A 26,146-nucleotide genomic window follows, 5' to 3' on the forward strand; every position below is an offset into this window, starting at 1 on the left:
GGCTGTTTCAGTAATCATATCCCGGAAGCGTATCACGCGCTCCCAGGTGGAGATGAATCCCTTCGTTCCCTTAAATTTGTTGAAGATCCTCACTCTCTTTTACTGGTTTGAAAGAGTGCAGGATGTATGTGGCCTTATGCAGATGCTAAAAGGCGGCCGCAGGGCGGCCGCCTCGGAGAGCACACAGTACATGCGCCCACTCTCATTTACTTCCGGGAGTCTTGGTATGGGTGCCAAGCGTGATCTCGCGGAGGAACTCCTGGCTTCCGCGCGTCGTTTTGATCGTCACCCGCTCCTCCGGACGAAAATCAAAAAAGATCATGTCGGCAAATTGCTCGGCACTTCGAAACGACACCTCGCGCCCGACAAGGATGATACTACGCACGCAGTCGCCCGCTCGTACGCCGACCTTCTCAGCAGATGAGTGTGCTTGCACCTCGTAGATAAACACGCCGCTACAGAGCGTACTTCGCTCAGCGTACGGGGTGTCGGTCGCCGCCTCAAAAAGAGGCGGGGGAACGTCGTCAATGTCCCGGACCAAAAGCCCGCTTGAGGCGTGGTGCACGACCCGCTCGGTCTTGAGCCGTGGGAGCATTTTCCGCAGGTGATCAATGCCAAGACTCATACTCAACAATCCGGTTGTGGCGATCGCAGTATTGAGCCCCACAATTTCCGGCGTACCGTCTCGAAATCGCACCAAGGGACCGCCGGAGTTGCCGGGATGCATTGGCGCCTGCGTCGAGACAAAATGCGACGAGATGGGAGAGGTCAGCCCGTTCACCCAGCCGATGGAGACGTTCCGCTTACCATACGGGTGTCCAATCGCATACACGCGGTCCCCAACCCGAAGCTCCCGGGATTTCCCGAGGACCGCTGGTACTATTCCGTCTGGAATCGGCGTCGGTGCTTCAAGAAGCGCGGTGTCTTGAGCCGGATCCCGCCCGATAATACGCACGCGCTGATAGCCGCCTGTCCCATGAAACTGCACCCACGCGGTAAGAGAGGCCTGCTCCACGACGTGATTGTTGGTGACCAGATGCCACGCCCCAGAGTCCTTAAACACAAAGCCGGTCCCCAGACTGAGATTGTCTTTCGAGCCGGCAATAATTTTCACGACATACGAACTTTCCGCCTCGAGTGCTCGCATCTCCGCTCCGATCAGGTCGGGAGCGTCGGCAGACGCCTCGGCTCGAACCGCACCGCGCGCAGGAAACGCAGAAAGACACACGCAAACAAAAACCACTCGCAGCAAAAATAGACGACACCTCATGTACTTCCTCGCTTTCTTGTCTCACGCGTTATGGTCCGTCGGCGACCCTCATGCGTGAAGCCGCAAAAAAACTTCCGTAGAGAACGAGCGCCCGTGCTAATCCACCCGCCAAATCCAGAAAGAAAGTAGGCGAGGATAAACGCCGGAATCAGAAAAACCTCTGCTGCCGGTCTGTAGTAGGGCCTCTCAATCCAGCTCTCCACCACGCGGTTGCGGAGGACTATATCGCGAAAAATAGAAAGCAGCACCACCCGATTTTCAAAGAACGTATACGCTCCTCCGCCTTTCTCCGCGATGAAGGTCAGCGTGTCTTCATCGAGTGTCGAGACGAGTATCGAACTTTTCGGATCATTTGGGTTCATCCGGAGATAGCGCGCGCTCCCGTCATCCTGACGCGCGAGAAGCGCAACCGGCACGGGCCGCGCGCAGAGGAGTGCTACCTCTTCCTTGGAAGCGCGAGTCCGCTCGTGCATAAAGCGTGCGGCGCAGGCCGCATCAACCTCTCTCGATCCGATGCCTACCGTATAGATACGCACCACGCCGGGGAGCTCTTTGATTAAAGCCGCAATTTTATTCCTCGGCACTTCAATGCCTTCCTCCTTGCCGCCGTCCGAGAGAAGAATGACGACGTCCACCGTTCCCTTCCCCCATGCCGGATACTTAAAGAGCAGCTGGTCAAGCCCGCGGAGCGCCGCGTAGACGCTCGTGCCGGCGGTGGTGACGGTCTTTTCATCAATCACGCGCAAGTATTCGAGGAAGCTTTCCCGCGCGGTTGTAAACGGGAGATACAATGGTATCGCCCCGCCGGCAAATGGTATGAGTGAGAGCACATAGTTGCCTTTGAGCGCGGGATCCGTCCAGAGCGCTCTCACGAGCTCTGCCACCACGGCTCTCGCCGCCTCGAGGCGGTTCGGGGCGATGTCCTCGGCAAAGCGCATGGACGGAGAGGAATCAAAGAGAAACGTAATCCGCACGCGCCCGTACACCGGCTCTCGCTCGACAAACCGCCACTCAGGCTCGGTCAATACACACACCAAAAGGCCTGCGAGTACGACGAACAAAATCCCTCTCGCCGCGTAACGAGAAAGAGACGGCACGCGGCGCTCGTGCATATCGTACCACGGACGTTTCATAACGCGCACAGCGTCGCGATACTTCCATGCGAACAGCACCCCGAAGACGAGTGCAACCGGCGGAATCGCATACAGTCGGTAGGGCTGTCTAAAAACGATGTCGGTAAACTGCACCAGCCAGTCCATCAGCTTCCCTTCCCTCGATTCACATACAATGTAGAGAGGCCCCCGCGCGAGCAGGGGCCTCTATCCGCAAGACAACTCTAGTGTCTGCCTTGCTGGCGATCAGCACCTCCGGTTCCCGGACCAAGTTCTCCTTGTGGGAGCAGTTTCAATCGCAATTCATCCGCCTTCGCGGTACCCGCCCCGCCGCCACGCTCTTTCTGTTGTTCGTAGAGCTTTTCAATCGCAACTTCAGCAGCGCGGTCGCGCGGCACGCAGGTGAATACACGCTCAAAATTTTTGATCGCTTGCTCGATCAGATCGAACGCGCTGAATTGCGCCTCTGGTTTGACGAACGCAAGCGCGCGATATATGACTGCACCGCGCAAATACCACAAGCGCGCATTCCACAGACAATTCCCCGGAATCTCCTCGAGTCTCGCAAGCGCCGCCCGGTTTTGCTCGCTCATGAGCGCTGCGCGATCAAGGTATTCTTTTGCGATCGGATCATTTTTATTGGCCCGGAGCAAAAGACCTGCACTCCGCAGCAGCTCCTCCCCGCTCCAGAACCTATCTTCAATCTCTCGTGCGAGAGCAAGATTCTCAAAGAAAGCGCGAGTCGTTCCCGAAAGAGCCGAGAGCAAAGCAACGAGCTCCGTCCTCTCCCCGTGCGTATCGTGCGCAAAAAGTGTCCTCTGTAACTCTGCCGCAACGGCGCGCTCTTTATTCTCGGCTGAGCGCCGAGTCTCATACTCTGCGAGAAATGCGACACGATGCCCCACGCTTCCGAGGATTCCGAGAGAGAGCACGGCGAGTACAACGCCACACCCGAGGACGATACAACATAATCGTTTCCTACGTCGCGAGAGCATATCTGCCACCTTCTATACTTCTATACTTCTGTCAGAGAACGATCAACATACTCCCTCCAGAGTACCGCGCAGAGCAAAAAAGTCAAAGCAACGAGCGCTGCCTCGGTCGCGTACGATACGCGTCGCTCCACAGACACCGTAACCGTCCTACCAAAACGCGCCGAGAGTATCGTTTTCACCAACTCGTCCACAGGCTCGAGGTTATCTCTACGGCCGGACTTGAGGGTGAAAAAATTGCCGCGATGGAGCCCCCCTCGTGGTCCAAAGCCGGTTTCCCGCACGAGTCGCTGGTAGAGAGCATTCGGTTCGCCAGTAGAGATCATGTAGATCGGAAGCTCGAGTAACGCCGCGAGCTCCGAGAGCTTCTTGAAGGAAACCGGTGCTCTGTGGAGACGCTCTTCAAGCTGCCCCGGGTGGGCGTCAGTGAGAAGGATAAATACCGTATCCTCGAGCTCCACTCGGAGCCGCCCGAGCTTCCCCTCAAGCGCTACGGGCGGAGAAAACCGGTCAGTGCCTGAGTCTGGATAAAGGGAGGCCGCTAGTTTTCGCATATCCTCGCCGCTGAGAAACGTGAGCCCCGTGTCGCGCGCTCTGTTGCGCTCAAGCGCCATAAGATACATATCCCAGAGCGCAAGGTGCACCTCAGTATAAACGCCAAGGTGGCCAGGGAGGACCCAGTTCATCTCGAGGATCTGCTTGCGCAACTGGCTGTAATCACTCGTCGGATACGCTTGCACCTTCGAATAAAGCGCGAAGCGGAGAATACCGATGAGGTCCGCGGCGCGCGTCTTTTGCCTCAGCGCAAACGCCTCAACCTCGTCGATAAGACGCAGGAGCGCTCGACAGCCGATATAGATGCGAGGATACTCCTGTTTGAGAAATGTATCCGTGCAGTACAGTGGCTCCGTTCTGTTAAAATTATACATCGAGCTTGAATTGTCCACGCCGACAATGATTTGGTTTCGCGGCACTTCTTCCGTAAGCGACGTGAAGCCACGCAGCAGGTCCGCAAGCGCGACGATCTGCGCGAGGAGCACCGCTCCAAAAAAAAGACGGGGAAGTGCAAAGCGGGCAAAGCCGCGCTCATGCCCTCCCCGTCTTTCATACGTCGACTTTCGGATGAAGTGAACGAACCGCTCTCGCGCGAGGAACCCCGCCGCGAGCGGCACGAGGAGCAAGAGCCAGAGCGGCTCCGCAAAGCCGAACACGTTCATAATTCATCCTTTCTATCTTATCCGTGGGTTACCCAGGTATATGCTGCGCGGGTCGCAGGGCGCTCGGTGCGTGCTGGAGCAACTCGAGCACGCGCAACGCCGATTCGGCACATGCATCCATGTCTTCTGCGACAAACGCGAAATCGGGAGCAAACCGCCGCTCAAGACGGGTGCGGAGCACCTCGGCCTCTCGAAGCAGCGCGGGGTAGGTGAACAGGGCCTCTGCTTCAACATCGTTTTCCATGAGCTCTCTCGTCGCGGCAAAAGAAAACCGCCTCGGGAGTGCAGGAAGCACGGCCCGGAGCGCTGCGGCGAGCACCTCCTCAAGTCCGCTATAGAAATCTGCATCTTTTTTCAGATGACGGATTCTCTCTGCGTATGAGGCGCGCCTTGTCTCGTCGGGCAGAGTCTGTTTTCTTGGAAACGCCGCTCGGGCCCAGAGCAACACCACAGAGAGGACACAGACGGTTCCGGCAATCAAGCCCGCATATCCCACAGAGAGTGGACGCGGCATGCGCTCTCCAAACCAATAGCGAGGCACCGTCGGCTCGGGGACTGTCGCTATGCTAAATTCAGGCGCTTCAAGCGGCAGGGGAGCCGGAATGTCGAGGATAGTGATGCCAGAGAGCGTATGGGCAAGGGTAATAAAGGTCACCGGTTGCACACGCACCTCCTCGGAGACGCCGCCTTTTTTGTACACAATAGTGCGCTGCTGCAGCACCCACTCTTTTGCGGGCACGTAGAGCATAAAGCGCCACCGATGTGTGATGGTGGTGCGCCGAGAATCACTATACGGAATTCGCTCTTTCTCGCCGACAACCCTGAAGAAGGCGTCCGGCGGGATTACGTTGCCCGAAAACATCGGAGCGAATGTCCCCTCCCCGAACCGAGGGAAAATGCTCTCGTCAAGCACGATATCTGGATCATTATAGACCGTCACCGAGAGCGAGAGCGTCCGCACCTCGCCGATAGTGCCCGTTAGCGGTTCAACGTACATGGACACGACGACCGGATTCGAGAGGAAAACGAATTCAAGCGATGCCTTCTCAAGCCATGGCAGATCGAGAGACATCGCGTGCGCCATGTTCGCGAGGCCGAGGAGGGAGAGCGGCATGCGCGACCCGGCAAAGAAAAACAGCTCCTGAAAATACACGGAAAATGTTTTTTCTTTCTGGGCGATCTGGCGCAGCAGAGCGCCCTCAAAGAGCCGTTTGAATTCCTCTTCGATAAAACTCGCCTCGAGCGCGAGCCGCGGCGTGAGAATCACGCCGCCGATCAGAGCTTCCCGGTGTTCAACGATGAAAACCGGAGCAACCTCAACGCCGGTATTCCCCGCAATCGCGCGGACAACCGTGAGAATGTGCTCCGTACTCGTATTCGGGAGAAATTCAAGCAGGTATACGGTGCCCACCGGAGAGTTGTCCATCACACTGATGCCGATGCCGGAAAACTCGTCAGAGAACGCCTGAACGACGCTCAGGCGCGCCTTCAGCGTTTTCTCCTGTGTGTCTTGCCGGCCAATATCTTTGTGCAGACGCACAATAACTTTCGGCGCAAGCGCGAGCGGTGTCTTCGCGCCCTGCGCGTTGAAATAATACAGATCCCCTGCAGCAAACAAATGGGGGGCAGCTTCCGCAACCGCAATCCACACTGCAGCCAACGAGATGCTTATATACGCCAACCAGACCATACCTATCGTGCCGAGGGCTCGATGCATATTCTCTACTCCATGCTCGAAAAGGCGAGCGTGCAGGTTTAGAACCACAGTGCCAATCTCCAGCATTCATGTTGTCTCTGAACTTCTCTAGGAAGTTGGTAAGGAACTCAGCTCGTACCACAACGGACGAGCGCCGTGGCTATAATCACAAGCGAGCGGAAAGCGAAAAGAAGCCTTTTTATTTTCCGCGAGCGCCGTGATCATATACCCAAAAACATTCGCAAACCTGTTACTTTTGGATATATAATCTTTTGAGTATAGACGTGTCTACTTTCAATCTACTAGGGATCGCTCGTTCGTCAACCGTTGTCGTCAGCTTGACAAAAAGCTTATTTCAGTAAGCTCGTGCGCCCGTCTATTTGAATGACCGAGCCGCTTTATCCACCCGCAATGCACACGATGTAAACAAAACACGGCAGATCGAGCGGGGCACGGCATACGGCGCGTGGTACAATGAGGCGCACCATGCCAAACGGCAGCACAACATTCTCCTCCGGCCCCTCTCCGCTCACTCATATCCGCATCCCGCCGCAGCATCTTGAATCCGAGCGCGCGCTCCTCGGGGCGATCCTCCTGCGCCCCGAGGCACTTTACGAGTTCGTTGATCTCCTCTCCCCCGAGGCGTTCTATGCGGACAAGCATCGGCGGATCTATGGGGCGATGCTCGAGCTTTTCGCGCGCCGCGACCCGATTGATCTCCTCTCGCTCACCGCGCGGCTCGAGGAGCGAGGAGAACTCGCCGCGCTCGGCGGCCGCGGCTATGTCGGCGAGCTCGTCGCCGCGGTGCCCTCGGCCGCAAACGCCCGCCACTACGCCGAGCTCGTGCAAAAAAAATTCCTGCTGCGCAAACTGATTGAGGCCGCGGACGTGGTTGCCAATCTCGGCTACGAGGAGCAGCACGAGCTCGACGAGGTGCTCGAGGAGGCGGAGAAGCGCATTTTCGAGGTTACGAACCGCTCCGCACATGTGCGCGTCACGGAACTCAAACAACTGCTTGGCGAGGCGTGGGAACGCCTTGATCGCCTGCACAACGCCAAAGGCGAGCTCCGCGGCGTCCCCACCGGCTTCCCGGAGCTCGATAATAAACTCTCGGGCCTCCAGAAATCAGACCTCATCATCCTTGCGGCACGGCCCTCGATGGGCAAGACCTCGCTCGCGCTCGATATCGCGCGTCTCACCGCAACGCTCCACAATGTCGCCGTCGGCATCTTCTCGCTTGAGATGAGCGCGCAGCAGCTCGTGGACCGCATGCTCGCCGCGGAGTCCCGTGTTGACGCGTGGAAACTGCGCACTGGCCGACTCTCAACTGATGAAGAATTCGGCAAACTCCGCGATGGGCTTGACAAGCTCGCCAAAGCGCCTATTTTCATAGACGATCAAGCGGGGAACAACGTACTCAAGATGCGCTCGGTAGCGCGACGGCTCAAGAGCGAGAAGGGGCTTGGCCTCCTCATCGTTGATTATCTCCAGCTCATGTCTCCGACGAGTACCCGGGCGCATGACACCGAAGTACAACAAGTCACCGATATATCGCGCTCCCTCAAGGGCCTCGCGCGCGAACTCGATGTGCCCGTGCTTGCGCTCTCGCAGCTCTCACGGGCGATCGAGAGTCGCGGCGGCCGGCCTCGGCTCTCTGATTTGAGGAGTTCTGGATCCCTAGAGCAAGATGCGGACGTCGTCATGTTCATCCACCGCGAGGACAAATACAAGGAAACTTCGGACAAGCCGAACATCGCCGAGATCATGATCGAAAAGCACCGTAACGGCCCCACCGGCAAGGTTGAACTCTACTTTGACGATCGGAAAGCGACATTTCTCAGTATTGAGAAAAGCGACTTTGGCGCCGCCGTGCCGGGAGTGAGCGGGGTGGAGGAGGAATGGTAACAAACAGGAAACAAAAGCGTGCTTACGCTTACTCACTCGAGCCGCAGGCTCCAGAGGAAGAGGGTATTTTTGTCTATGAAGAGGATGTACTCCTCGGAAGGGTCGAGCATGAGATTCATAAGATCAAACTCGCGGCTTGCCTCGACGGAGAGGTCAATCACTCGCTCGGCGGCACCGGTCTCAGTGTCGATGCGGTAGAGATCATCGCTGAGGGCCGTAAGCCCCTGGTACCAACTGTCCGGTTGGCTGAGGCCTAATCCCCCTTTCGGCACCGCGCAGTAGAGGATTGCCGGAGTGTTTCTGCTCCAGAGGCACTTGTCGGCAAACGTCGCGGCTGGAAGAGCGCGCCTGGCGTTCCCTTTTGCGCGGTCAATGAGCGAGCTTGTATACCCGCGCTGGTCAGACGTGCCAACAAGAGCCATCGTCCCCGTGCTGTCGAGAAGTGCCGTGAGCCCCCTCGCGAACCCGGTGGCGATGCGGTTCGCGACCCCGCGCTCAGCCTCGTAGAAATAGCCAGGTGCCCCAGCGGAGGGTTTCGTGAGGATAGTCACCGTCTCGTCCGCGGGCCAGCCGACGAGGAGCTCGGTTAAGGGCAAGCGGAGGAGCTCGCGCCGGGTCTTGCCGTCCGGGCTCGCGCGGACGAGGGCGCTCGCTTCGCTGCCGCGACGCTCAACATACGCAATCTCATCCGTATCAGGCGAGACTGCAAGTGAGAGGATGTTATCCGGCAAAAAGACGCCGTCAAGCTCCTGCGATTCGGCGCTTGCTTCTGTCGCTGTTGTCGCACCCTCGCCGCGTGCGAGCGAACCGTAAAAACTCTCAATGGTCACTCCGTCCTCATCAAGTAAGCGCATAATGACGGCCTCCCCATCTTCGACAAAATACGCCTCGTAGACCTGTCGGACCGTGGTGTTTGAGATGCGGTCCGTGCGGTAGTCATCCGCCAAAGTCTCAAAGATGTGCCCGGTCGCGCGCTCGACGTAGCGGATTTTCGTCTTGTCTGATGCGACATCAAGAAACGCAATCGCCCCCGATGTCGGCACGTCCGATACCTGCCTGAGGCGCGGCGCAACGCCAGTCTCGGGGAGCGGCCCGCCCCCTGTCCCCTCGCCAGGGCCCGGCAGCGGTTTCGCAATCGGTACCGTGATATCCGGCCGACCGAACGGGAAGAAGTCCCTGATCGATCGCGGTCTTCCGTCCGGCCCGACACTGCCGCGGAATATGAGGAAATACCACAGAGCCGCGACAATCACCACAATGGCAATAATTGCGAAGGCTAAAAATTTAAATGTTTTTTTGGACATAATCTAAAAATCTATGAGTTACAGCATTGCACGACATCCGATGTTTCCCGCTCCATACATCAGCACTCCGAATATCGTCGCGCGAAAACCCAAAACCCAAATCACAAAACCGAAACAAAACACAAATTACGAAAAGCACAAAACCGAAATCGGAAACGCGAGTGTTTGGGCTTTGTGTTTTTGAAATTGGGTTTTGTTTGTGTTTTGTGATTTGTGCTTTTGGGGGCACGGATGTCAATGCTGGCAATTTCGTTATTCAAAGTCTAAAAATACGCAACAGGCCCTTTCTCACTACTCTACCTCGAGAAAACTAGGTAATGGGCTCCCCAGGGGGAGGAGGGATGCACAGTGGATCAATGCCTGGCAGGCCAAGGCATTGCCCAGTCTCTCCATCTTGTACTTGTCTACAACCATCCGCCACTACACGACATATAAGCGTACCTTCGCATTCCGCGCTTGATTGGCAAGCGCCCCCGTTGGATATTTTCGTTGGACAAGACTTAGCGCATCTGCCCGACTCTGCACCAACAGCTGGCCTACAGTCCGTGAAGCTAGAAGGATTACTCAAGCACGTAGTTCCTACAACACAGGTGGATGCTCCTGTGCAAACCTCACCCTCAGGGATCCCAACTGCCGGCGGCTCCTGCAGCGCCTGCGGGTCCTGAACGGTAACCGTGCCGGGGAGAAAACTGTTACCGCCAAGAATGTCGGTGTCGGGGTCAATGGTCACTAAAAGCAGCCCAGCAAAGAGGATCAGCCCAAGCCCCTGCACCGCAGCCATGATGTGCTCCTTCGCCTTGCTCTTCCCGCCCGCCGCCTCAGAGGTCATATACAGAATGCCGCCGTAGACAATCATCACCACCGCAAGCGCCGCGGCAACGCCGACCGAGATCTTGAAGACGCCGAAGACGTAGGTGTTGAGATCCGTGCCTTTGGCGGGGGCAGCCTCGGGGATCGGGGTGAGTGGGATATAGGTGTCGCCCGAGAGGGGCGCAAGAGGCCCAATAAAATCAGGATCGCCTGGGTCGGGGGGAGGCGCAGGAGGCCCAATAAAATCAGGATCGCCTGGGTCGGGGGGAGGGGGAGGCGTGCTGTCTTCGATAAGGAAATCCTCGGGCGGTGGTGCAGGGGGAGGCGTGCTGTCCTCGAAATGAAAATCGGCGTACGCGATCCCTACACAGCCGCTCGCAAAGAAAGCGCCGAAGGCGAGGAGGAAGCAGGCGGCTACAAGACGATGGAGAGTGAGGTGTGCGCGTGTGGGGCTCATACGTATTAATCTAAATCCAAAAGGTGATGCTCTAATTTTCAATTTACAATTTTCAATTTTCAACCAATTTACAATGACCTAATTTTCAAACACGAACGACGCCGTCGTCATTAACCCATTGAAAATTTATTGAAAATTGTAAAATTGAAAATTCGTGAACGAGATTCTTCGCTACAGCTCAGAATGACGACCGGCGAAACTACTGCCCCCCCGCCCCTCCAAAAAATAGCCGCAGTGACTCTCTCCCCGCCTGCAGCAGATGGTCAAGGTGCTGGACTGCGAGCGTGAGCGATGCCTCACCGCTGCCTTCGGCGACCTGGCGGAACGTGAGCACGTTCGACGCGCCTGTCGGTGCTATTGGCGAGCCATTGAGCTTCCAGTCGTAAGCGAGCCGGTCGCTCCCCGCCGCACCCGCAGTAAAGTGGTAGGGCACCGCGCTAAGCGTCACCTCGTCCGACGGCAGACGATACGCGCCGTGCGCCGCATGGTGGAACATGAGGCCGTAGAGCGGGTGATTTTCGTAGAGCACCAGTGTCGGCACAACAGGCTTGATCGAGATGCGCTTCAGCGCGAAAAACGTCTCGTTGGGAGAGCCGACCTCAACCTCAACATCCGTCTGCCCACGGACGAGCGAGTCATTGGTAAAGAAAAATGTGCGTTTGCCGACGCCGGAAACGCTCCCCTGCACCGTGCCGTTCTGCTTCCACGTGTAGATCAGGCTGTCTGGATCGAGAAGCCCGGCGTCCGTGCGCATGACTGGCATCGCGCTCACTCTGACGCGCGAACCCCACGCCGAGAGCGAGTGGCCACGATAGAATGGCGGCGTATAGGAAACCGCCTCCCAGATGAGGTCAACAGCGGCGGGACGAAAACGAAGCGTCTCCTCGACGGAACCATCCGGCGTCGTTGCGACAATCCGAATCGTCGTCAGCTCCCCCTGCCCTTTGGTCTTGAATATAAACGTGTTCCTGCCGACGCCGGAGAGCCTCCGGACGCCGTCCTCGTACCAGCTTATCCCCGAGCGATTGAGGTCGGTCGAGAAGCTCTCGACACGAATCGTCACGTCCGTATATTCCTCCGGAAACTCCGGAGTCACGCGCACCGCAAGCCGCGGAGCGCCGAGACCGGCAGGGAGGTCGACGGGGGCGCCGACTTGAGCAAAAGTGTGTACTGCGAGCAGCAAATAAAAAACTGCTGGGATTGTGAGGTATCGGTGCATGTGTAGGACGCAAATTTTCAATTTACAATTTTCAATGTCTCAATGACGACGGCGTCGTTCGTGTTTGAATATTAATTCATTGGAAATTGATTGAAAATTGCAAAATTGAAAATTGTAAATTAAGCATATGCTCCTGCCGCCTGCTCGCGAGATGCATATTCCTCCTCGGTTGCCTCCTCCTCGGCACGCGCCATCTGCTCCTCTTGCACAAGCGCGATCTGCTCCTCCTGCTCCCGCACGTACTCCTCCTCCCTCGCGCGCTGCTCTCTGAGCTGCTCGGCGCGTGAGGCCGCGCGCTCGGCGCGCGCCTGCCGCGCATGCTTTAATACTATCATTCCGGCAAGAAGCGCAACACCCCCGGTCCAAGCAGGTAGCATGTCAAGAAACGGTATGGGAAGGAACTCGAGCGATCCGGCACCAAACAACCAGAGAAAAGTCTTCAGATTGAGCTCGCCGCCGAACAGGAGCCAGAGGAAGACGATGAGACCGAACGCGATCGACGCGAGCTTCGCGAGGACTGAGCCCGCAAACGGGATAAACGTAATCACGAACTGAAAGAGGTCCGTGGCTGCCGCGGCGGCGATCATCAGGCCGCCGGAGAAGGTGTCGAGGGTGGGGCGCATAGCGTAAAATTTACAATTTTCAATAAATTTTCAATGTTTCAATGACGGCGGCGTCGTTCGTGTTTGAATATTAATTCATTGGAAATTGATTGAAAATTGCAAAATTGAAAATTGTAAATTTGAGCTTTGGTGTTTAACATCTCAGCTGCTTCCCTGTCCCTCCGCTCCCGCAAGCTCCTTCTTCGCCTTCTTGATCGCAAGCAGCTGCGACGGGTCCGAGGTGATAATCTGATCTTCAGTATACGACGCGACTATCTTGATCGCCACGTGCTTGAGGCCCGCAAAAAATATCCCCTCCCCGATACCTGATTCGAGCAGTAAAAATTTCTCCTCGTCGGTGAGGTTGAACGTCTTTTGCACCTGGTTAATGACCGCCGGCGATTGCTTGAGGAGAAGCTGCAGGGATGAATTCGTGATAAGCGGCAGCCCGTAGGGAGACCCGAGAAAGTCACCGACATCCTGGGTGATCGTCGCAACGCCGAGGAAGTACTTGCGGCCGCGCTTGACGAGCGAGAAGAGGAACGAGGCCGTGTCCTCGGAGCGCATCATCCACCACGCCTCGTCTATCACGAGGAGTCGCCGCTTGATATTCTTGCGGATCGCGTTCCAGATGTAGTGGGTGACGATGTACATCGCGACACTCTTGAGTTCGTCCTCCATGTCGCGCACGGAGAAAACAACAAACTTTTTATCAATGTCTACGTTGGTCGGACGGTTGATGAACTCGGCCCAGGTGCCACGGGTGTACTTAGAGAGCTTGGTCACCAAACTCTCCGCCCCGACCATACCAGAGAGCACGAGCTCAAAATCAGACATCAACGGCGGCTGGATCGCGTCGAAGTTACCCTCCGGCGTGATGTCTTTAAGCGCGTAGGTCTCGGTGATCGCGCGGTCTATGATCGCGTCTTCCTCGGGAGAGATCCGGTCCTCGGGTGAGGTCCCGCTGAGCATGATCCGAAAGAGGCCGACGAGGTTCACGATATTCGAGCGCAAGACATCGGCCGGAGACTCGTCCTCGCCGACCGGCGGCAGATCAAAGGGGTTGATGTGGTGCTCCGAGGTGAGCGAGATGTTGAAGTACCTACCGCCCATCGCCTCGGAGAGGTACTCGTACTCGCGCTCGGGATCAATCACGATCACCTCGGTGTCGAACATCAACGTACGAAGAATCTCGAGCTTCGTGCTGTAACTTTTGCCGCTGCCCGAGGTAGCGAAAACGACTGAGTTATAGTTCTCAAGTGAGTAGCGGTCAAAGAGGATGAGCGAGGAATTATGGCGATTGATGCCGTAGAGTACGCCCCTGTCCGAGGTGAGGTCGAAGGACACGAACGGGAAGATGCTCGAGAGCGGCGCGGAGTTGAGCTTCGAGTGCACGTTGAGGAGATCGGTCGCAAGCGGCATAATGCTCTGGAAGCCCGACTCTTGCTGGAAAAGCGCCGGTTTTATATAAACGAGCCTTGACTCAAGTATCCCCTTGATCTCGTTCTCGGTGCGGTCGAGTTCTTCGTCGCTCTCTCCATAGAGTGAGAGGTAGAGCCCTACGTCGAATATGCGCTCGGTCGCCTGCTGGAGACGATCACGGAGCTCCTCGAGGTCCCGATGCGCGGTCTCAAGCACCGGGTCCCGCACGAGGCCCTTGCGGTCCCGCTCTGATAGCTGGCTTTGTACCTCAGCAACCTTTTTCTGGAACTGCCGCAGGATGTAACCTGTCTCGATCGGATGGATAAAAATCGAGATGTCGAACACCTTACTGAGGTTGATAATCGGCGCAAACCAGCTCTCGGTGAGAAAGCGGGGGTAGGAGATCACGAAAAACGTGCGTACGATCTTCTCGCCGAGATTGATCTGCTTCGGGGAAATCGCGAGCGCCGCCGGTGCGATGACGTCGCGGAGCTCAAGCACCCCCGACTCGTAAATCTGCGACGGGAGGATCGGGGCGATGTCGAGCGTGTCAGCGGGCTTCGCTGATTTTTTCGTTTTAAGAAAATCAAAGAAAGCCATAAAAAAGTTCGGCATGGTGCACAAATTTTCAATTTTCAATTTTGCAATTTTCAATGAATTTTCAGTTACTCAATTTTTCAAACACGACGTCGTCCGTCATTGAATCATTGGGGCATTGAAAATTTATTGAAAATTGATCATTGAAAATTGAAAATTAAAAATGGTTAGCGTTAAATTTTGATCTGGGAAAATAGAGTCTATGGGCGCTCGTTGTCATTTCAGCTATGAAGCCGTATCGGCTTCTCGAGCTCGCCCGGATTCATAATTTTGTAGAGAAGCTCTATCACCTCCTCGGTGCCAAGTCGCAGGCTCCGAAGTCCGACCCTCGCAAGCCCCTGCTCGACCACCTCGACGCGCTGCTCGAGCTGGGTCTGCATGTCTTCAAACCGCTCGGTCTTTTCGGCCGCGCTCTCGGTTTTCTTCGACTTTATATTCGACCGTATACTCGAGAGGAAGCCGAGCGGTGTGGTACCTTTCTTGAACGAAATTGAGGCAGGTGTGTAGGGAATAACAATAAAAAAGCTCTTCGTCATGATCTCGCTCGATGCGGTGAAATTCTTAATAAACTCAATGTACTCGCGCGTCTGGATGCGCATGAGATCGGTGGCCTGCGCGCGGAACCGCTCCTCAAGGAGCGCCGTATAGGGACGGATGTCGAGCCGGCGCGACTCGATGAATATCTGCAATGAGAAATCGAGCGCGTTGAGAACGTTTTGAAACTGCAGAATAATCGCGGTCTGCTCGTCCTCGGATTTCAGCGCAAAATTCACCGACGAGACGATCAGCACGGCCCGGATTGAGCCGTCCCTCAGCACCATCGTGCCGTCGCGTACTTCGTCGATGGGAACGAATGTTTGAGCTGATTGCGGAGATGTAGCCATATAGTTCTTTCGTGTCGAACTCGCCAACCGAAAAGCGCTGCTAGAATTTTCAATTTACAATTTTCAATTTTCATTGAATTTTCAATTCCTCAATTTTCAAACACGAACAACGCCGTCGTCATTGAATCATTCGCACATTGAAAATTGATTGAGAATTGCAAAATTGAAAATTGGAAATTAGGACTCGGCCAGCATTTTGCTTTTCGCATTTGACATTCGCTCGTGCTGCCGCTCTTCTTGCGCCCCCTGCACTCCGTGCACATCCAAACTCCACGCTATAGTTTTTAATTTGCTCTCCGAGAGCCGCGGGACGGTAAGAATTTCTGGCGACCTCCCCGCGCCTCCTGGCTTTACAGCGACGGGCTTTGGCGGAAGCTTGCGCCAGACGAAAAGTTTCGGGCCGACAAAGTAGCGTACCGCGGCCTCAATCGTAAATATGAACGGCTTATTGTTAATCTTGTAGAACGCGAGCATGAGGCCGAATACCGCGATGGGGAGGCCCACAAGCACCACGAAGAACAGCGGAAGGGTACGCCAGAGGAGAACGACCATGCCGGCGCTCCCCGCAAGGTAGAGGAACTGCTTCAGGGTCAGCGGCCCGAAGATCTTGTCCTCGATTTCGATAAATTGGGGGATTTGGAAGCGCATCGTTCATAATTTTCAATTTACAATTTTCAATTTTCATTGAATTTTCAATTCCTCAATTTTCAAACACGAACGACGTCGTCATTGAGTCATTGACACATTGAAAATTGATTGGAAATTGCAAAATTGAAAATTGAAAATTAGGTGATCTTCTAATACAACAAAAGGCCCGCTCCATCTACTGAGATTAACGTCGTATTTGAGTGTCGTCGGGGCCAACTGGCTCCCGATACGGATCAGGCATCGGCGCCGCATTGAGATCAATTTTCTCCGGCGGCCGACGCACCGGGCCCGCGAGCTTGTCCGCATGAATGGAGGATGGCGCCGCGGTGGTACCCACGCCCGAGCGCTCGCCGTGCTCGAGCTTCGACGGAGCAAGCTCGCCACGGATCAGCCGCTCTCTTCGCTCTTCAAGCGAAGCAAGGTCGCCATCCCCAACGCGGCCGGATGGTATCGCACCGCCGATCTCGCCCTGCTCGCTCTCGCCTGTCGCAGCGCCGGGCACAAGCCCGTGCACTCGCTTCAGCGCTTCGCGGATCGGGCTGAATATCTGCTCGTTCACGTCGCGCGCGAGCGCCGTCGCGTCCTCGCGCGAGATGCCGAGCCGCTCACTCAAATGCTCCACATAATTCCTCGGGTGAGTAAGTCCGAGCATCACGAGGCCGGTCTCATCCGCAAGCTCGCCGAGGATGTCGAGGTGAAGCTTGTGCGCACGGCCTATCGCCATGAGGCGCTCTTCGACATGGACGGACGTCAAGGTCTCCCGCACGTTCGTTGGGAGCGAGTTGAATTTGTCTTCGAGTTGTTCGGGGGTATAATCCATACTTTGCGAATTTTCAATTTACAATTTTCAATTTTCAATCAATTTTCCAAGGAATCAATTTTCAAACACGACGACGACCATAAATTATTTGTAGGGTTGCTCCAGTTCGTCATACTGAGCGGAGCGAAGCATCTCGACACGACACGCCGTCATAGAGATTCTTCGCTGCGGCTCAGAACGACGACGCGCGCCGCGATACAATTCCTACGTTGTGGTCCCACCCCCTCCGCCAGCGGCTCCGCCGCCAGCAGGAGCTCCTCCGCTAGCGGGAGCAGCACCTCCTCCTGCGCCTCCTGCCGCTGCGCCTCGCTGCTCATCAAGGCGAGCGATGACCTCGGCGTGCTCGCTACTACGCGCCTGTTCGCGTCTCTCGTATAGAGCCTTGAGCTCTGCCTCAAGCGCTGGCCTGGCGGCAGGATCCGCACTTCTCAACTTAGCATTGGTCCGCTGAATATCAACATTTATCTGCGGCAGCTCCTTCTTCGATCGTGCTATTGCCGCTGCCTTCCCAATCCTCGTCCCCGCAGTCCGCGCGACGCGGCGCTTCATAAGCATGGTGTTCCAGAGGCCACCCTGGCTTGTTTGGGCGTATGCTTCCTGGCGGGAGATTGTTCTCTCTCGCGTCGCCCGCTCAAGTGCTTCATCCGCAGCATAGCTTCTCAGAGCAGCCTGATGCGCGGCGTCTCTATCCGCTTGTGTCGACAACGGCCCTGACGCTTGGCGCTGCATTCCCTCAAGCGACACCCGCGCCGCTCGAGCCTCTTCCCGCGCCGCTCGCACGCGCTCGGGATCAACCACCGTCCCTTCCCCAAGCCCCTTCGCGTACTCCTCCCGCGCCTTGACTTGCTTCTTGAATGTCTCGGCGTAGCCGCCCTTGCCGCCAGCCTGTCCGAGATCAACGCCGCCGATCTTCGGCGCGACACCGCGCACGTCAAAACTAGAACCCGCAACGCCCTTGAGGCCCGTCTGCACGAGCCGCATGCCGCCAAACCGGCTCTTCGCCGCCATGTCCTTCATGGTGTCAGACTCGGCAATCCGGTGCGCCACGCGACCAACACCCCGCCGACCGAGCCACGCCGCCGTGCCGAGCGTCGCCCCCCCTGCAAATTTCGTCGCCCAGTTCGTGACGCCGTAGCTGCCCTGTGAGGCCATTTTCTTGGCAATTGCAAGCGCCGCGAGGACCATGACGATAACGACGACGAAGCTCATGACAAGATTCATCGAGTCCTCGAAACCACCCGTTCCTGCAGCGGACAGGGTAAGATTCGCACCGGGCGGCTGGTTACCGAGAAGCCCGCTGAAATACCCCGGGCTGTTAATAATCTGTATCACCACGTACATGAGGATGAAAAAGACCGGGGCAAAAAACGCCTGGTTGATAAGCGTATGCCACCACTGTTTTCCCCAGCTCGAGAGTCCGGGCACAATGAACCCAACGAACCCTATGGGCGAGAAGGCCATCAGGAGCACGAGGAGCGCGAAGCGCACCGCAAGCAAGACTGCGATTACAAAGAGCACGAGCGCCGTGATCAAAATGAAGATTGAACCCACGATCATGACGGTTATCATCTGCCCACTGCCGAGCGATTTCCGAAATGCTTCCGCCTGCGTTTCGTCAGTCGGTGGTGTATAAATCGTCACGATCTTAAGAGGGTTCATGATCGCCTGGGATAAGCTCACTTGTGTGACCTTGTCCGGTTTTACATACCGAGTATAAAACCCGATCGCGAGCACATTTGAGGCGTCAATTATCGCCTTTGAGAAAAAGAGCGAGAAGTTGATAAGGAGTGCCGCGATGATGAGTCTCCCCAGCATTTGGTGCATCGCGTGGGTGTTCGCCTTGAGGATCGTTGAGATCGCGATGTAGAGGATGACGAATATAAAAAGCGCGTTTGCGAGATTGCGGATCGTCTCCCATGCGACCGTGATCCCGCCGCCTGTCGCAAGGAGCGGTGCCACCATCTTCTGCATACCTACAATCGTATTCTGCACGACAAAGTCGAGGGTATAGCCCGCAGCGCCAAGGAGCCAACCCACCGCGGTGAGCACAACGTAGGTGGCATCACCCAAAACACTATTGGTGTCCAGAACCAAACAATCCGGGCCAGCTATACAAGCAGCTGCCTCCGCCCGCTCCACCCCGATCGGAGAGAGCGGGAGCAGAATGAGGGCGAGGAGGAAGAGGACGAGAAGGGTACGAGAGCGCTTGCGTATAAGGAAGTGCGTGAAGAAAAACATAGGTGGTGTGTTAAATCCAAATTTCCAAATTCCAAAAAACAAGCTCCAAACAAATTCCAATGATTCACATTTCAACTTCCAAACACGACGTGCGTGTTTGAGATTTGATGCATTGGAATTTGAGGATCACACGCAAAACATGGTTCTGGCTAACTCACGTTCGTCTTTGCGAGGAACGCAGCGGAGCGGAGTGACGAAGCAATCCAAAATTAAATCTCATCAAACAAATCTCTCCACAGATGCTATTCTGGATTGCTTCGCTCCGCTCGCAATGACGCTCGTGCGGTGGCTATGTTCGTAGAACCATGTTTTGCGCGTGATCCGAATTTGAGATTTGTTTGGAAATTGTTGGTTGGAATTTGGAGCTTTGTCATTCGCCACTACCTCCCCCTCCCCCTTCCGCCGGCACCGTAGACGTTTGAGTGAAAGGCACTGAGACATTGCCTGCGACATCATGCGCAGCGAAGGTGAACCTAACCGTCCCACCTGCCGCGACTCCGCCAGGGGGCGGGAAAATATCAAACTCAAACGGCGCCACCGTGTCGGTTGCGGTGGGGCCTGTGGCGATCACCGCGCCCGTCGAGTCAACCTCCTCGAGGAAGCCCTCGACCCGCGCAACGCCGAAGTCGTCCGACGCCGCTACGGCATATCTCCACACTGATCCGTTGTATGAAAGCTCGGTCGCGGACGTAATAGTCGGCGGCGTCGTATCGGTGGCAGTCGTCACCTCGAGGGTGATCGTGATATTCCCGCCGTCCGGAGCCGGATCTCCCGCAATGATAATGGGGTATGTGCCGGGCGGCGTCGTCGCGGCAACATAGATTACCGCGCTGCCGGTGCAGGTCGGCGAGCAGGCGAGATTGCTCCCGGAGACTGTAATCCCTTTCCCTGAGAAGTCGCCTGTGTTTACGACATTGACCGACGTCGACTTGCTCGTGCCCTCAAGAAGCGTCTTTGTTATAGTGGTCGAGCGCGTACCGCCCGGATTAACACGAAGGAACGAGCTCTCCGGCGTGAGCGAGTAACGAAATCCACCCCCGTCCGCTCGACTATTAATATCGGCCTCGACACCTTCTCTAGTCTCGCCTTCGTCCGGCTTTTTCTGCGTCTGGTAGTCCTCAGGCTTCTCGCCACGGAGCTGGTCGAGGATCGAAGTCGAGCTTCCTGCTCGCCGCGAATCTGACTTAAAGAGGCCGCCCGCGCTCTCAAAGATGGTGCTGATGAGCTGGGCCGCGAGCGAGCCGATGATCTCGTTAATCTCGTCTGCAGTGACGAGCTTCTTCTTGGGATCTCCCAGCGCCGTGTTAAGCTGCTCCGAGATAACCTTGCCCGGGGTTTGGGTGATTGGTTCAAATTTAGCTTCTTTACCGTCGTCGGTGCCGCCAAGACAAGTCTCCGTCTGTCCCTGTTTCACCTTCGTTGTCCCCACGGGACACTCCGTCCACGCCAAAAACCCGTGCCCCCAATCGAGGAGATTTATCTTACGCTCTTTAGCGCCGGCAAGTTTCTCCACGAGCCCGCCGCGTGCCGTGAGGAAGGAACCGTAGATATTATTCGTCGGCTGCTGTGTCAACTGAAACCACCCCTCCCAGCCGCCGGAGAGGAAGTCGCCCTCGAGAAATTTTTCGAACCGGTCAACGACACCGGTAATCGTGCATGTCGGCGTCTTATCCCTAAACTGCTGCATCTGTATCGCAAGGGTAAAGCGTATATCGAAGGAATATGGACTACAGAGCCACGCGAGTTCTTTGATGCCGAGGATAAAGTCTCCGCCAACGGCATTGGCGACGTCGAGCAGAGTGCCCTCAAAGTCTGTGGCAAACGCCGGCGCACCGTCAAAGCCGCTCTGTACCCACTTCACGAGGTCCTTCGTTATCTTCTGTATCAGCTTCTGCGCGATGACCCAGCCGACGCTATCGAGTCCATATTCCTTGGCTATATGAAGAATATCTTGAATCGTTGACTCAATAGTCGAAAAAAGCTCCGGGCCGATTTCTATGGTCTCTACGAGGCTTCCGGTCGCAAGAGCATCCGCGCGTTGCGGCGCAAGGAACATACTCGCCGGTACCGCGAGCGTGAAGATGAGAACGGAGACGAGGAGCACACGACCAAACAAACGAACGTTCAGTCTCTGTAGAAACGAGGTGAAATGAAACCGCGTAGGCAGCTGCATAATTTTCAATTTACAATTTTCAATAAATTTCCAATGTTTCAATGCATGAGTGGCGGCGACGTCGTGTTTGAAAATTGTGTCATTGCAAAATTGATTGAAAATTGGAAATTGATAATTGAAAATTTTAAAATGTGTGGCCCTTATGGCGCTGCCGCTGCCTATTGTACTCCAGCGAGCGCATTCGCAAACGCATATCCGTCTTCTCCCTTCGCGTACTCAATACCTCGCTCGCGGAAAAAACGCTCGACGTCCTGAAGCACCGCAAGCAGGCCCTCGGCATCTTTTTGTATGGCACTGAACGAGAGGAGTGCGACAAGCGGATCACTCTGGAGCCTGCGGAGACCAGAGAGAGTCGCGCTGTAGCGCTCAACCGCATTAATCATGCGCAGGTGGAGCACGGAGGCAGAGAGCGGCACTGGCGTCGCAAGCGCTCCGTCTCTAATGGCCCGGTAGCCGACAATAATCGGGTCGAGCTTCGCGACCTCTCCTGCTTTATCTGATTGCAAGGCGCGAGTAAATATGACCATCTCCCTCTCTGAGCCGGTGGGCGAATAGCGCGTGACGATAGCGCCGACCGCGTTGCCGTAGTCTCGAATCGCCCCCTTGCTGTCGCGCTCCGCGATGATAATATCGGCGGTTGAATAGGTGCGCACCGCACGAGTATCGCTGAGGCCGCTGATAGAATCCTCAACGAGACGCTTCGCCGTCTCCGGATCTATCTCACCACCTGACTGCTTGAGCACAAAGTACTTGCTCAAAAGCTCCTTGCCCACCGCTGCGGTCACCGACCCGTCGTCGCTCCCGCCCTCATTTACCCCTTTCGGCGCCGGCGTGCTCGTCGTTTTAATCTTATCGTCCGGCCCGGCCACTGTCGGGTCTCGCCCCGTCCCTGCCTCTGCGCCGTCATTCGTGCCGTCGCCGTCGGTATCCGCATTGTGCGTGTCGGTCTTCCAGAGGATTTCCTCCCAGTCCTCGAGCCCGTCACTGTCGCTGTCACGCTCCGACTCAACGAGCGCTTTCTCGGTCAATGTGGCGATGATGTTCGCGGGCTGCGGCGCTGCGTTTTCATATCGTTCCGGCCGGTGCAGCAGCACAATAAGCCCGAGCACCGCAATGCACGAGAGAGCGACTGCGATCAGAGGTTTGAGGTGTGCCTTTCCCACTGTGCTCGTGCGTTCAGTATAGCAGGTACGCCCTGCCGCCGCGCCATTTTTTTGAATTGCAAGGTGTGGATAACACAGGGCGAGCAACGAGTAGTACGCAACGCGCGCGAACGACGTCATTGCGTACTGCGTGGTGCTTGATGCGTGCTGCGCGTACTTACGGCAACAAATACGCCGCAATTGTTTTCTCGTTGTTCGGCGTTACCTCTACCACCGCCACCACCTCCCCGATGCTTGCGCTCTGCCAAAGAATCTCGCCGCGCTCATCGAGCGCAAACGAACGACCGCCGTTTGAGACATATACGAGCGGCTTCCGAAATGAGGCGGCACGTATCCGCGCAATGGCGAGGTTCTGCGCCTGCAGGCGCTCCGAGCTGTGTAGTATCGCCTCGGACGACGCAATGATACTGATGTCCGCACCGCGCCTGGCGACTTCACGCCCCATTTTTGGCGACACGAGTTCCGAACAAATCAAAACAGCAATGGCGCCTAGCCGGGTCTCGAATACGTCAATTTTCGATCCAGGCCGATAGCGAAAAAGGAGATCGCGCCATTGCAAATCGAACACTCGAGTAACCCACTCCAGGACATACGGCGTGTACTCCCCCCACGGCATCAGGAATCGCTTTTCATGCGTGCCAATGACGCCAGTCGTATTGTCAAGCAGCGTTGCGGGATTAATATTTCTGTTCCATTTTTTTGGCGGCAGACCCGTGTCAAGGACCAAAATATCGCGCTCCTCTCCCAACCTCATACGAATCTCTGTCAAATCAGGGTACGGCGCAGTATCAGACATTTCAAACACGGTCCCGATGCCTTCCGGCATAACGACCATGTCTGGCGCCCTCGCAAGCGCTTGTGTAAAAAGTGATTGCAGAACCACGCCACGTCGAGCCCTCTCTGCCCGGATGCTTGCAGTCTCTGCGAATCCTTCTCGCGTGTTATCCACAACTCCAAACGCAGTTTGAACGATTGCTATCCTAATTGGAACGCGATCTGGTGAGTGTGTCGCACGGGAAAGATGAAGGGCGCCGACGCTCCAAAGCATCACGAAAATGGCAAAAAAAGAAGCGCCGACGAGCGCTTGTCGTCGTGCGAGATTTTTCATGCTCCCTACCATAAAAAGGGCAAACGCAATATTCGGCAAGAGAACGATCATGCTCAGGCCATAATCACCAAGAAATGGTGCAAACATACGGACCGCGGGAATCTCTGCAAGCGTATCTCCGAGGAGCATAAAGCCGGTATGGTCGCCGACAATGGTGCCTTCGCCTATAGTATAGGGGTGGAAAGAATAGGCGAATGTCCTGATGTATTCAAAGACGGGCCACAGCAAGAGCGCGGCGAGAGGACATAGTGAGGTATGCGCACCAACAATTTTTTTTACTGCAACCAGGAAGAGTCCGAAAAAAATCCCCCAAAAAAGCCCCAGACTCAACACCGTGAAAACGAAGATGCCTACAAGTACGGGTGTTGTGTGCACACCGAGCCAGGTGAGAGGAAGTGTCTCGAATATCCACGAGAAATAGAACATGGCGGCTGTCGTTCCGGCGATGGTCCCATGTGCCATGAGGCGCCGTGCGCCCACGTTCGACCAGAGGAGCGCGATAAACGGTGCGATGGCAATGAACGAAAGACCCCTGAATAGAGACGGGGGCAGAGCAAGCCCGATGAGTACACCTGATAATACTGAGTACAGCGCGAACGCACGATGTCGAGGTCGCATATGTATCCAAATATATCACTGAACTGCTGGTGCTGGTGCTGGACGCGGGAGCGCAGTAAAGAGAATGTGCGCAATTGAGAAAAACACGTAACCACCAACGCCCCAAAAGAAGCTCTGATGGCGCGCAGCAGCAATCGCTGGCGTCAAATCGAAAAGGTAGCTCAGGTAGTAGACTGCCAAGAGTACTGCATAGAATGCCGCGGTCAGGACAAAAAAAGAACGCATATCTCGTTTCCAATAGTCGAGGACGATGCCGAGCGTCCTCTGCGTCTCGTGTGTCGACAGCGCAGTCGCCGCCTGCCACCCCGCTGCGGCGCTAATCATGCGAGCCGTAAATGCAAGCCAGAGACTATAATGCCATGCGGCAAAGAGGACGAAAAGGTCGAGCGTGCTCAGGCGAGACAGTAATGAGAGCGCGGCAACCGATGCGACCAAGACCGCGGCCTGTGCAGGTTCACGGAGAAGTGCCCGGAGCCTCATGCGGCGTTTCTTGTCCCGCATGAGGAAGACGCCGCTTAGAGCAAAGAGCGCGGCACTCCCCCAAAAAACTGCCCGTGCGAGCGACGGAGCAAGCGGCGCCCCAAAGAGCGAGCGTGTCTTCTCGAGATCGAAAAGAATCGCACCGAACACGACCATAAGATAAAATCCGGTAAGCATGCACGTCAGAGAGAGGGTACGGCGGCGATCGCGTAGCCCGGAGATGAGCTGACGGTAAAAAAATTCATAGTCGCGAAAAAAGTGAAACGACGTAATGATGAGTAGAAAAAGAACCGCGATATAAAGCGGTATGATCCGCCATAAAAAAACCGCGCAGAAAAAAAACGCCACTGCTGCGCCCCAGGCGCCAAGTGATACCCTGCGAAGAGAGGACGGCATACGAATGTATGTCGGTACACTCCAGAGGTAGGCCATAATATTATGGCCGTGTGCAAACAAAAAAAGAAAAAAAAGCGCGTGGTCTATGCCCCAAACCATCTTCAGCCCGAAAAAAAACAACGCCGCCGCGGCAAGCGTGCTTACGATGAAGAAAAAAAAGGTGTTGGTAGCGCCTCCGACTGGCATGACGTCACTATAGCACGCGGCACACGATCTGATAGCCTGTATGCGGCTGTCCAGTCTTTATACTATGCACCCGGCGAACCCCCGCAATTGGCAATCGTGAGATCTTCGGCGCGGGCGCGGGGGTTGATCCCAAGAGACTCAAATGCTGCTCGCACGTCGGAGATGAGCGACTTCGAATTGCTTGTGAAATTCGAACATTGAACACCGAGCGAGTATTCAATGGTATATGCAACGTACTCCACGCAGATATCCACAGCCGAGGCCCGAACATCGAAGACACGGCCGATGAGCCTATGGTACTATCACAATTAATAGCTCTGTATTTATGCGGACAAAAATATTTTTTGCCGGAGTCATTGGTGCGGCATGTCTCTTCACAGTCTCAACTGGAATCGCACATGCGCAAGTAACTACCGTTACCCCGACCCCGGGCCCGACACCGCTCACCTCGTCAATGCAAACGTTCACCTGGAATGCGGTGCTAAATACTGTCGACTACTGGGTCTACCTTGGCACGACACAGGGCGGTAAGGAGATCGTGAGCACCGGCCAGATCGGCAACGTCACCACCTACACCACGACACAAATTCCGCTCACGGGAGGAGTGGTGTGGCTCAGGGTGTGGTACAAGGATGCAACAACGGGCACATGGCAGTTCAATGACTTCTCGTACACCACAAGCGTCAGCGGCGCTACGACCGTGACCACTATTACCCCGACCCCGGGCCCGACACCGCTCACCTCGTCAATGCAAACGTTCACCTGGAATGCGGTGCTAAATACTGTCGACTACTGGGTCTACCTTGGCACGACACAGGGCGGTAAGGAG

Annotated in this window: 20 protein-coding genes; 2 read left to right on the plus strand and 18 right to left on the minus strand. The window is 55.8% G+C overall.

From position 1 onward, the window contains the following. Window positions 1–202: 202 nt before the first annotated feature. The 5 genes from Q8R39_00005 to Q8R39_00025 all read right to left on the minus strand — a co-directional run bounded on the left by Q8R39_00005 (window position 203) and on the right by Q8R39_00025 (window position 6,308). Window positions 203–1,270 (minus strand): trypsin-like peptidase domain-containing protein, encoded by a 1,068-nt coding sequence (locus Q8R39_00005; GenBank protein ID MDP3734801.1) that lies wholly within the window; start codon window positions 1,268–1,270, stop codon window positions 203–205. Continuing rightward, a complete protein-coding gene (locus Q8R39_00010; GenBank protein ID MDP3734802.1) occupies window positions 1,267–2,529 on the minus strand; it encodes a VWA domain-containing protein in 1,263 nt (420 codons plus the stop codon). Before Q8R39_00010 ends, Q8R39_00005 begins: the two co-directional genes overlap by 4 nt. Before the next feature lie 77 nt (window positions 2,530–2,606). Continuing rightward, entirely contained in the window at window positions 2,607–3,377 is a 771-nt protein-coding gene (locus tag Q8R39_00015; protein ID MDP3734803.1) for a hypothetical protein, read from the minus strand. Window positions 3,378–3,397: 20 nt separating this feature from the next. Beyond that, the gene (locus Q8R39_00020; protein ID MDP3734804.1) at window positions 3,398–4,591 is read right to left on the minus strand and encodes a hypothetical protein; all 1,194 of its coding nucleotides are present in this window, start codon (window positions 4,589–4,591) and stop codon (window positions 3,398–3,400) included. Between the two features lie 28 nt (window positions 4,592–4,619). After that, entirely contained in the window at window positions 4,620–6,308 is a 1,689-nt protein-coding gene (locus Q8R39_00025; protein MDP3734805.1) for a hypothetical protein, read from the minus strand. A gap of 465 nt (window positions 6,309–6,773) precedes the next feature. Between Q8R39_00025 and dnaB the strand changes: the two genes are divergently transcribed. Beyond that, window positions 6,774–8,192, plus strand: a complete 1,419-nt coding sequence (gene dnaB / locus Q8R39_00030) for a replicative DNA helicase (protein ID MDP3734806.1) — start codon at window positions 6,774–6,776, stop codon at window positions 8,190–8,192. A gap of 32 nt (window positions 8,193–8,224) precedes the next feature. Here the strand turns inward: dnaB and Q8R39_00035 are convergent, their stop codons facing one another. From Q8R39_00035 to Q8R39_00095, 13 genes are all read right to left on the minus strand, one after another. After that, a complete protein-coding gene (locus Q8R39_00035) occupies window positions 8,225–9,496 on the minus strand; it encodes a hypothetical protein (protein ID MDP3734807.1) in 1,272 nt (423 codons plus the stop codon). A 310-nt stretch (window positions 9,497–9,806) separates the two neighbouring features. Continuing rightward, entirely contained in the window at window positions 9,807–10,763 is a 957-nt protein-coding gene (locus tag Q8R39_00040) for a hypothetical protein (GenBank protein MDP3734808.1), read from the minus strand. 199 nt (window positions 10,764–10,962) lie between these two features. Continuing rightward, the gene (locus tag Q8R39_00045) at window positions 10,963–11,982 is read right to left on the minus strand and encodes a hypothetical protein (protein ID MDP3734809.1); all 1,020 of its coding nucleotides are present in this window, start codon (window positions 11,980–11,982) and stop codon (window positions 10,963–10,965) included. 119 nt (window positions 11,983–12,101) lie between these two features. Then, window positions 12,102–12,605, minus strand: coding sequence for a hypothetical protein (locus tag Q8R39_00050; GenBank protein ID MDP3734810.1), 504 nt, complete (start codon window positions 12,603–12,605; stop codon window positions 12,102–12,104). Between the two features lie 141 nt (window positions 12,606–12,746). Next, entirely contained in the window at window positions 12,747–14,621 is a 1,875-nt protein-coding gene (locus Q8R39_00055) for a DUF87 domain-containing protein (protein MDP3734811.1), read from the minus strand. 203 nt (window positions 14,622–14,824) lie between these two features. After that, window positions 14,825–15,487, minus strand: coding sequence for a hypothetical protein (locus Q8R39_00060; GenBank protein MDP3734812.1), 663 nt, complete (start codon window positions 15,485–15,487; stop codon window positions 14,825–14,827). Between the two features lie 177 nt (window positions 15,488–15,664). Continuing rightward, window positions 15,665–16,135, minus strand: coding sequence for a PrgI family protein (locus tag Q8R39_00065; protein ID MDP3734813.1), 471 nt, complete (start codon window positions 16,133–16,135; stop codon window positions 15,665–15,667). Between the two features lie 184 nt (window positions 16,136–16,319). Then, complete coding sequence (locus Q8R39_00070; protein ID MDP3734814.1) at window positions 16,320–16,955, minus strand: hypothetical protein; 636 nt, start codon at window positions 16,953–16,955, stop codon at window positions 16,320–16,322. A 204-nt stretch (window positions 16,956–17,159) separates the two neighbouring features. Further along, entirely contained in the window at window positions 17,160–19,193 is a 2,034-nt protein-coding gene (locus tag Q8R39_00075) for a hypothetical protein (GenBank protein ID MDP3734815.1), read from the minus strand. A 370-nt stretch (window positions 19,194–19,563) separates the two neighbouring features. After that, complete coding sequence (locus tag Q8R39_00080; protein ID MDP3734816.1) at window positions 19,564–21,366, minus strand: hypothetical protein; 1,803 nt, start codon at window positions 21,364–21,366, stop codon at window positions 19,564–19,566. Window positions 21,367–21,524: 158 nt separating this feature from the next. After that, a complete protein-coding gene (locus Q8R39_00085) occupies window positions 21,525–22,649 on the minus strand; it encodes a hypothetical protein (protein MDP3734817.1) in 1,125 nt (374 codons plus the stop codon). 37 nt (window positions 22,650–22,686) lie between these two features. Then, complete coding sequence (locus Q8R39_00090) at window positions 22,687–24,255, minus strand: nitrilase-related carbon-nitrogen hydrolase (protein ID MDP3734818.1); 1,569 nt, start codon at window positions 24,253–24,255, stop codon at window positions 22,687–22,689. Window positions 24,256–24,270: 15 nt separating this feature from the next. Further along, on the minus strand, window positions 24,271–25,317 hold the full coding sequence (locus Q8R39_00095) for a hypothetical protein (protein ID MDP3734819.1): 1,047 nt from the start codon (window positions 25,315–25,317) through the stop codon (window positions 24,271–24,273). 325 nt (window positions 25,318–25,642) lie between these two features. On the opposite strand from Q8R39_00095, the gene Q8R39_00100 reads away from it, so the two are divergent. Then, on the plus strand, window positions 25,643–26,146 hold a 504-nt coding region (locus tag Q8R39_00100), incomplete at its 3' end, for a hypothetical protein (protein MDP3734820.1).

This window comes from bacterium (assembly GCA_030697645.1).
Lineage (GTDB): Bacteria > Patescibacteriota > Minisyncoccia > Phycocordibacterales > VMGT01 > JAUYPI01.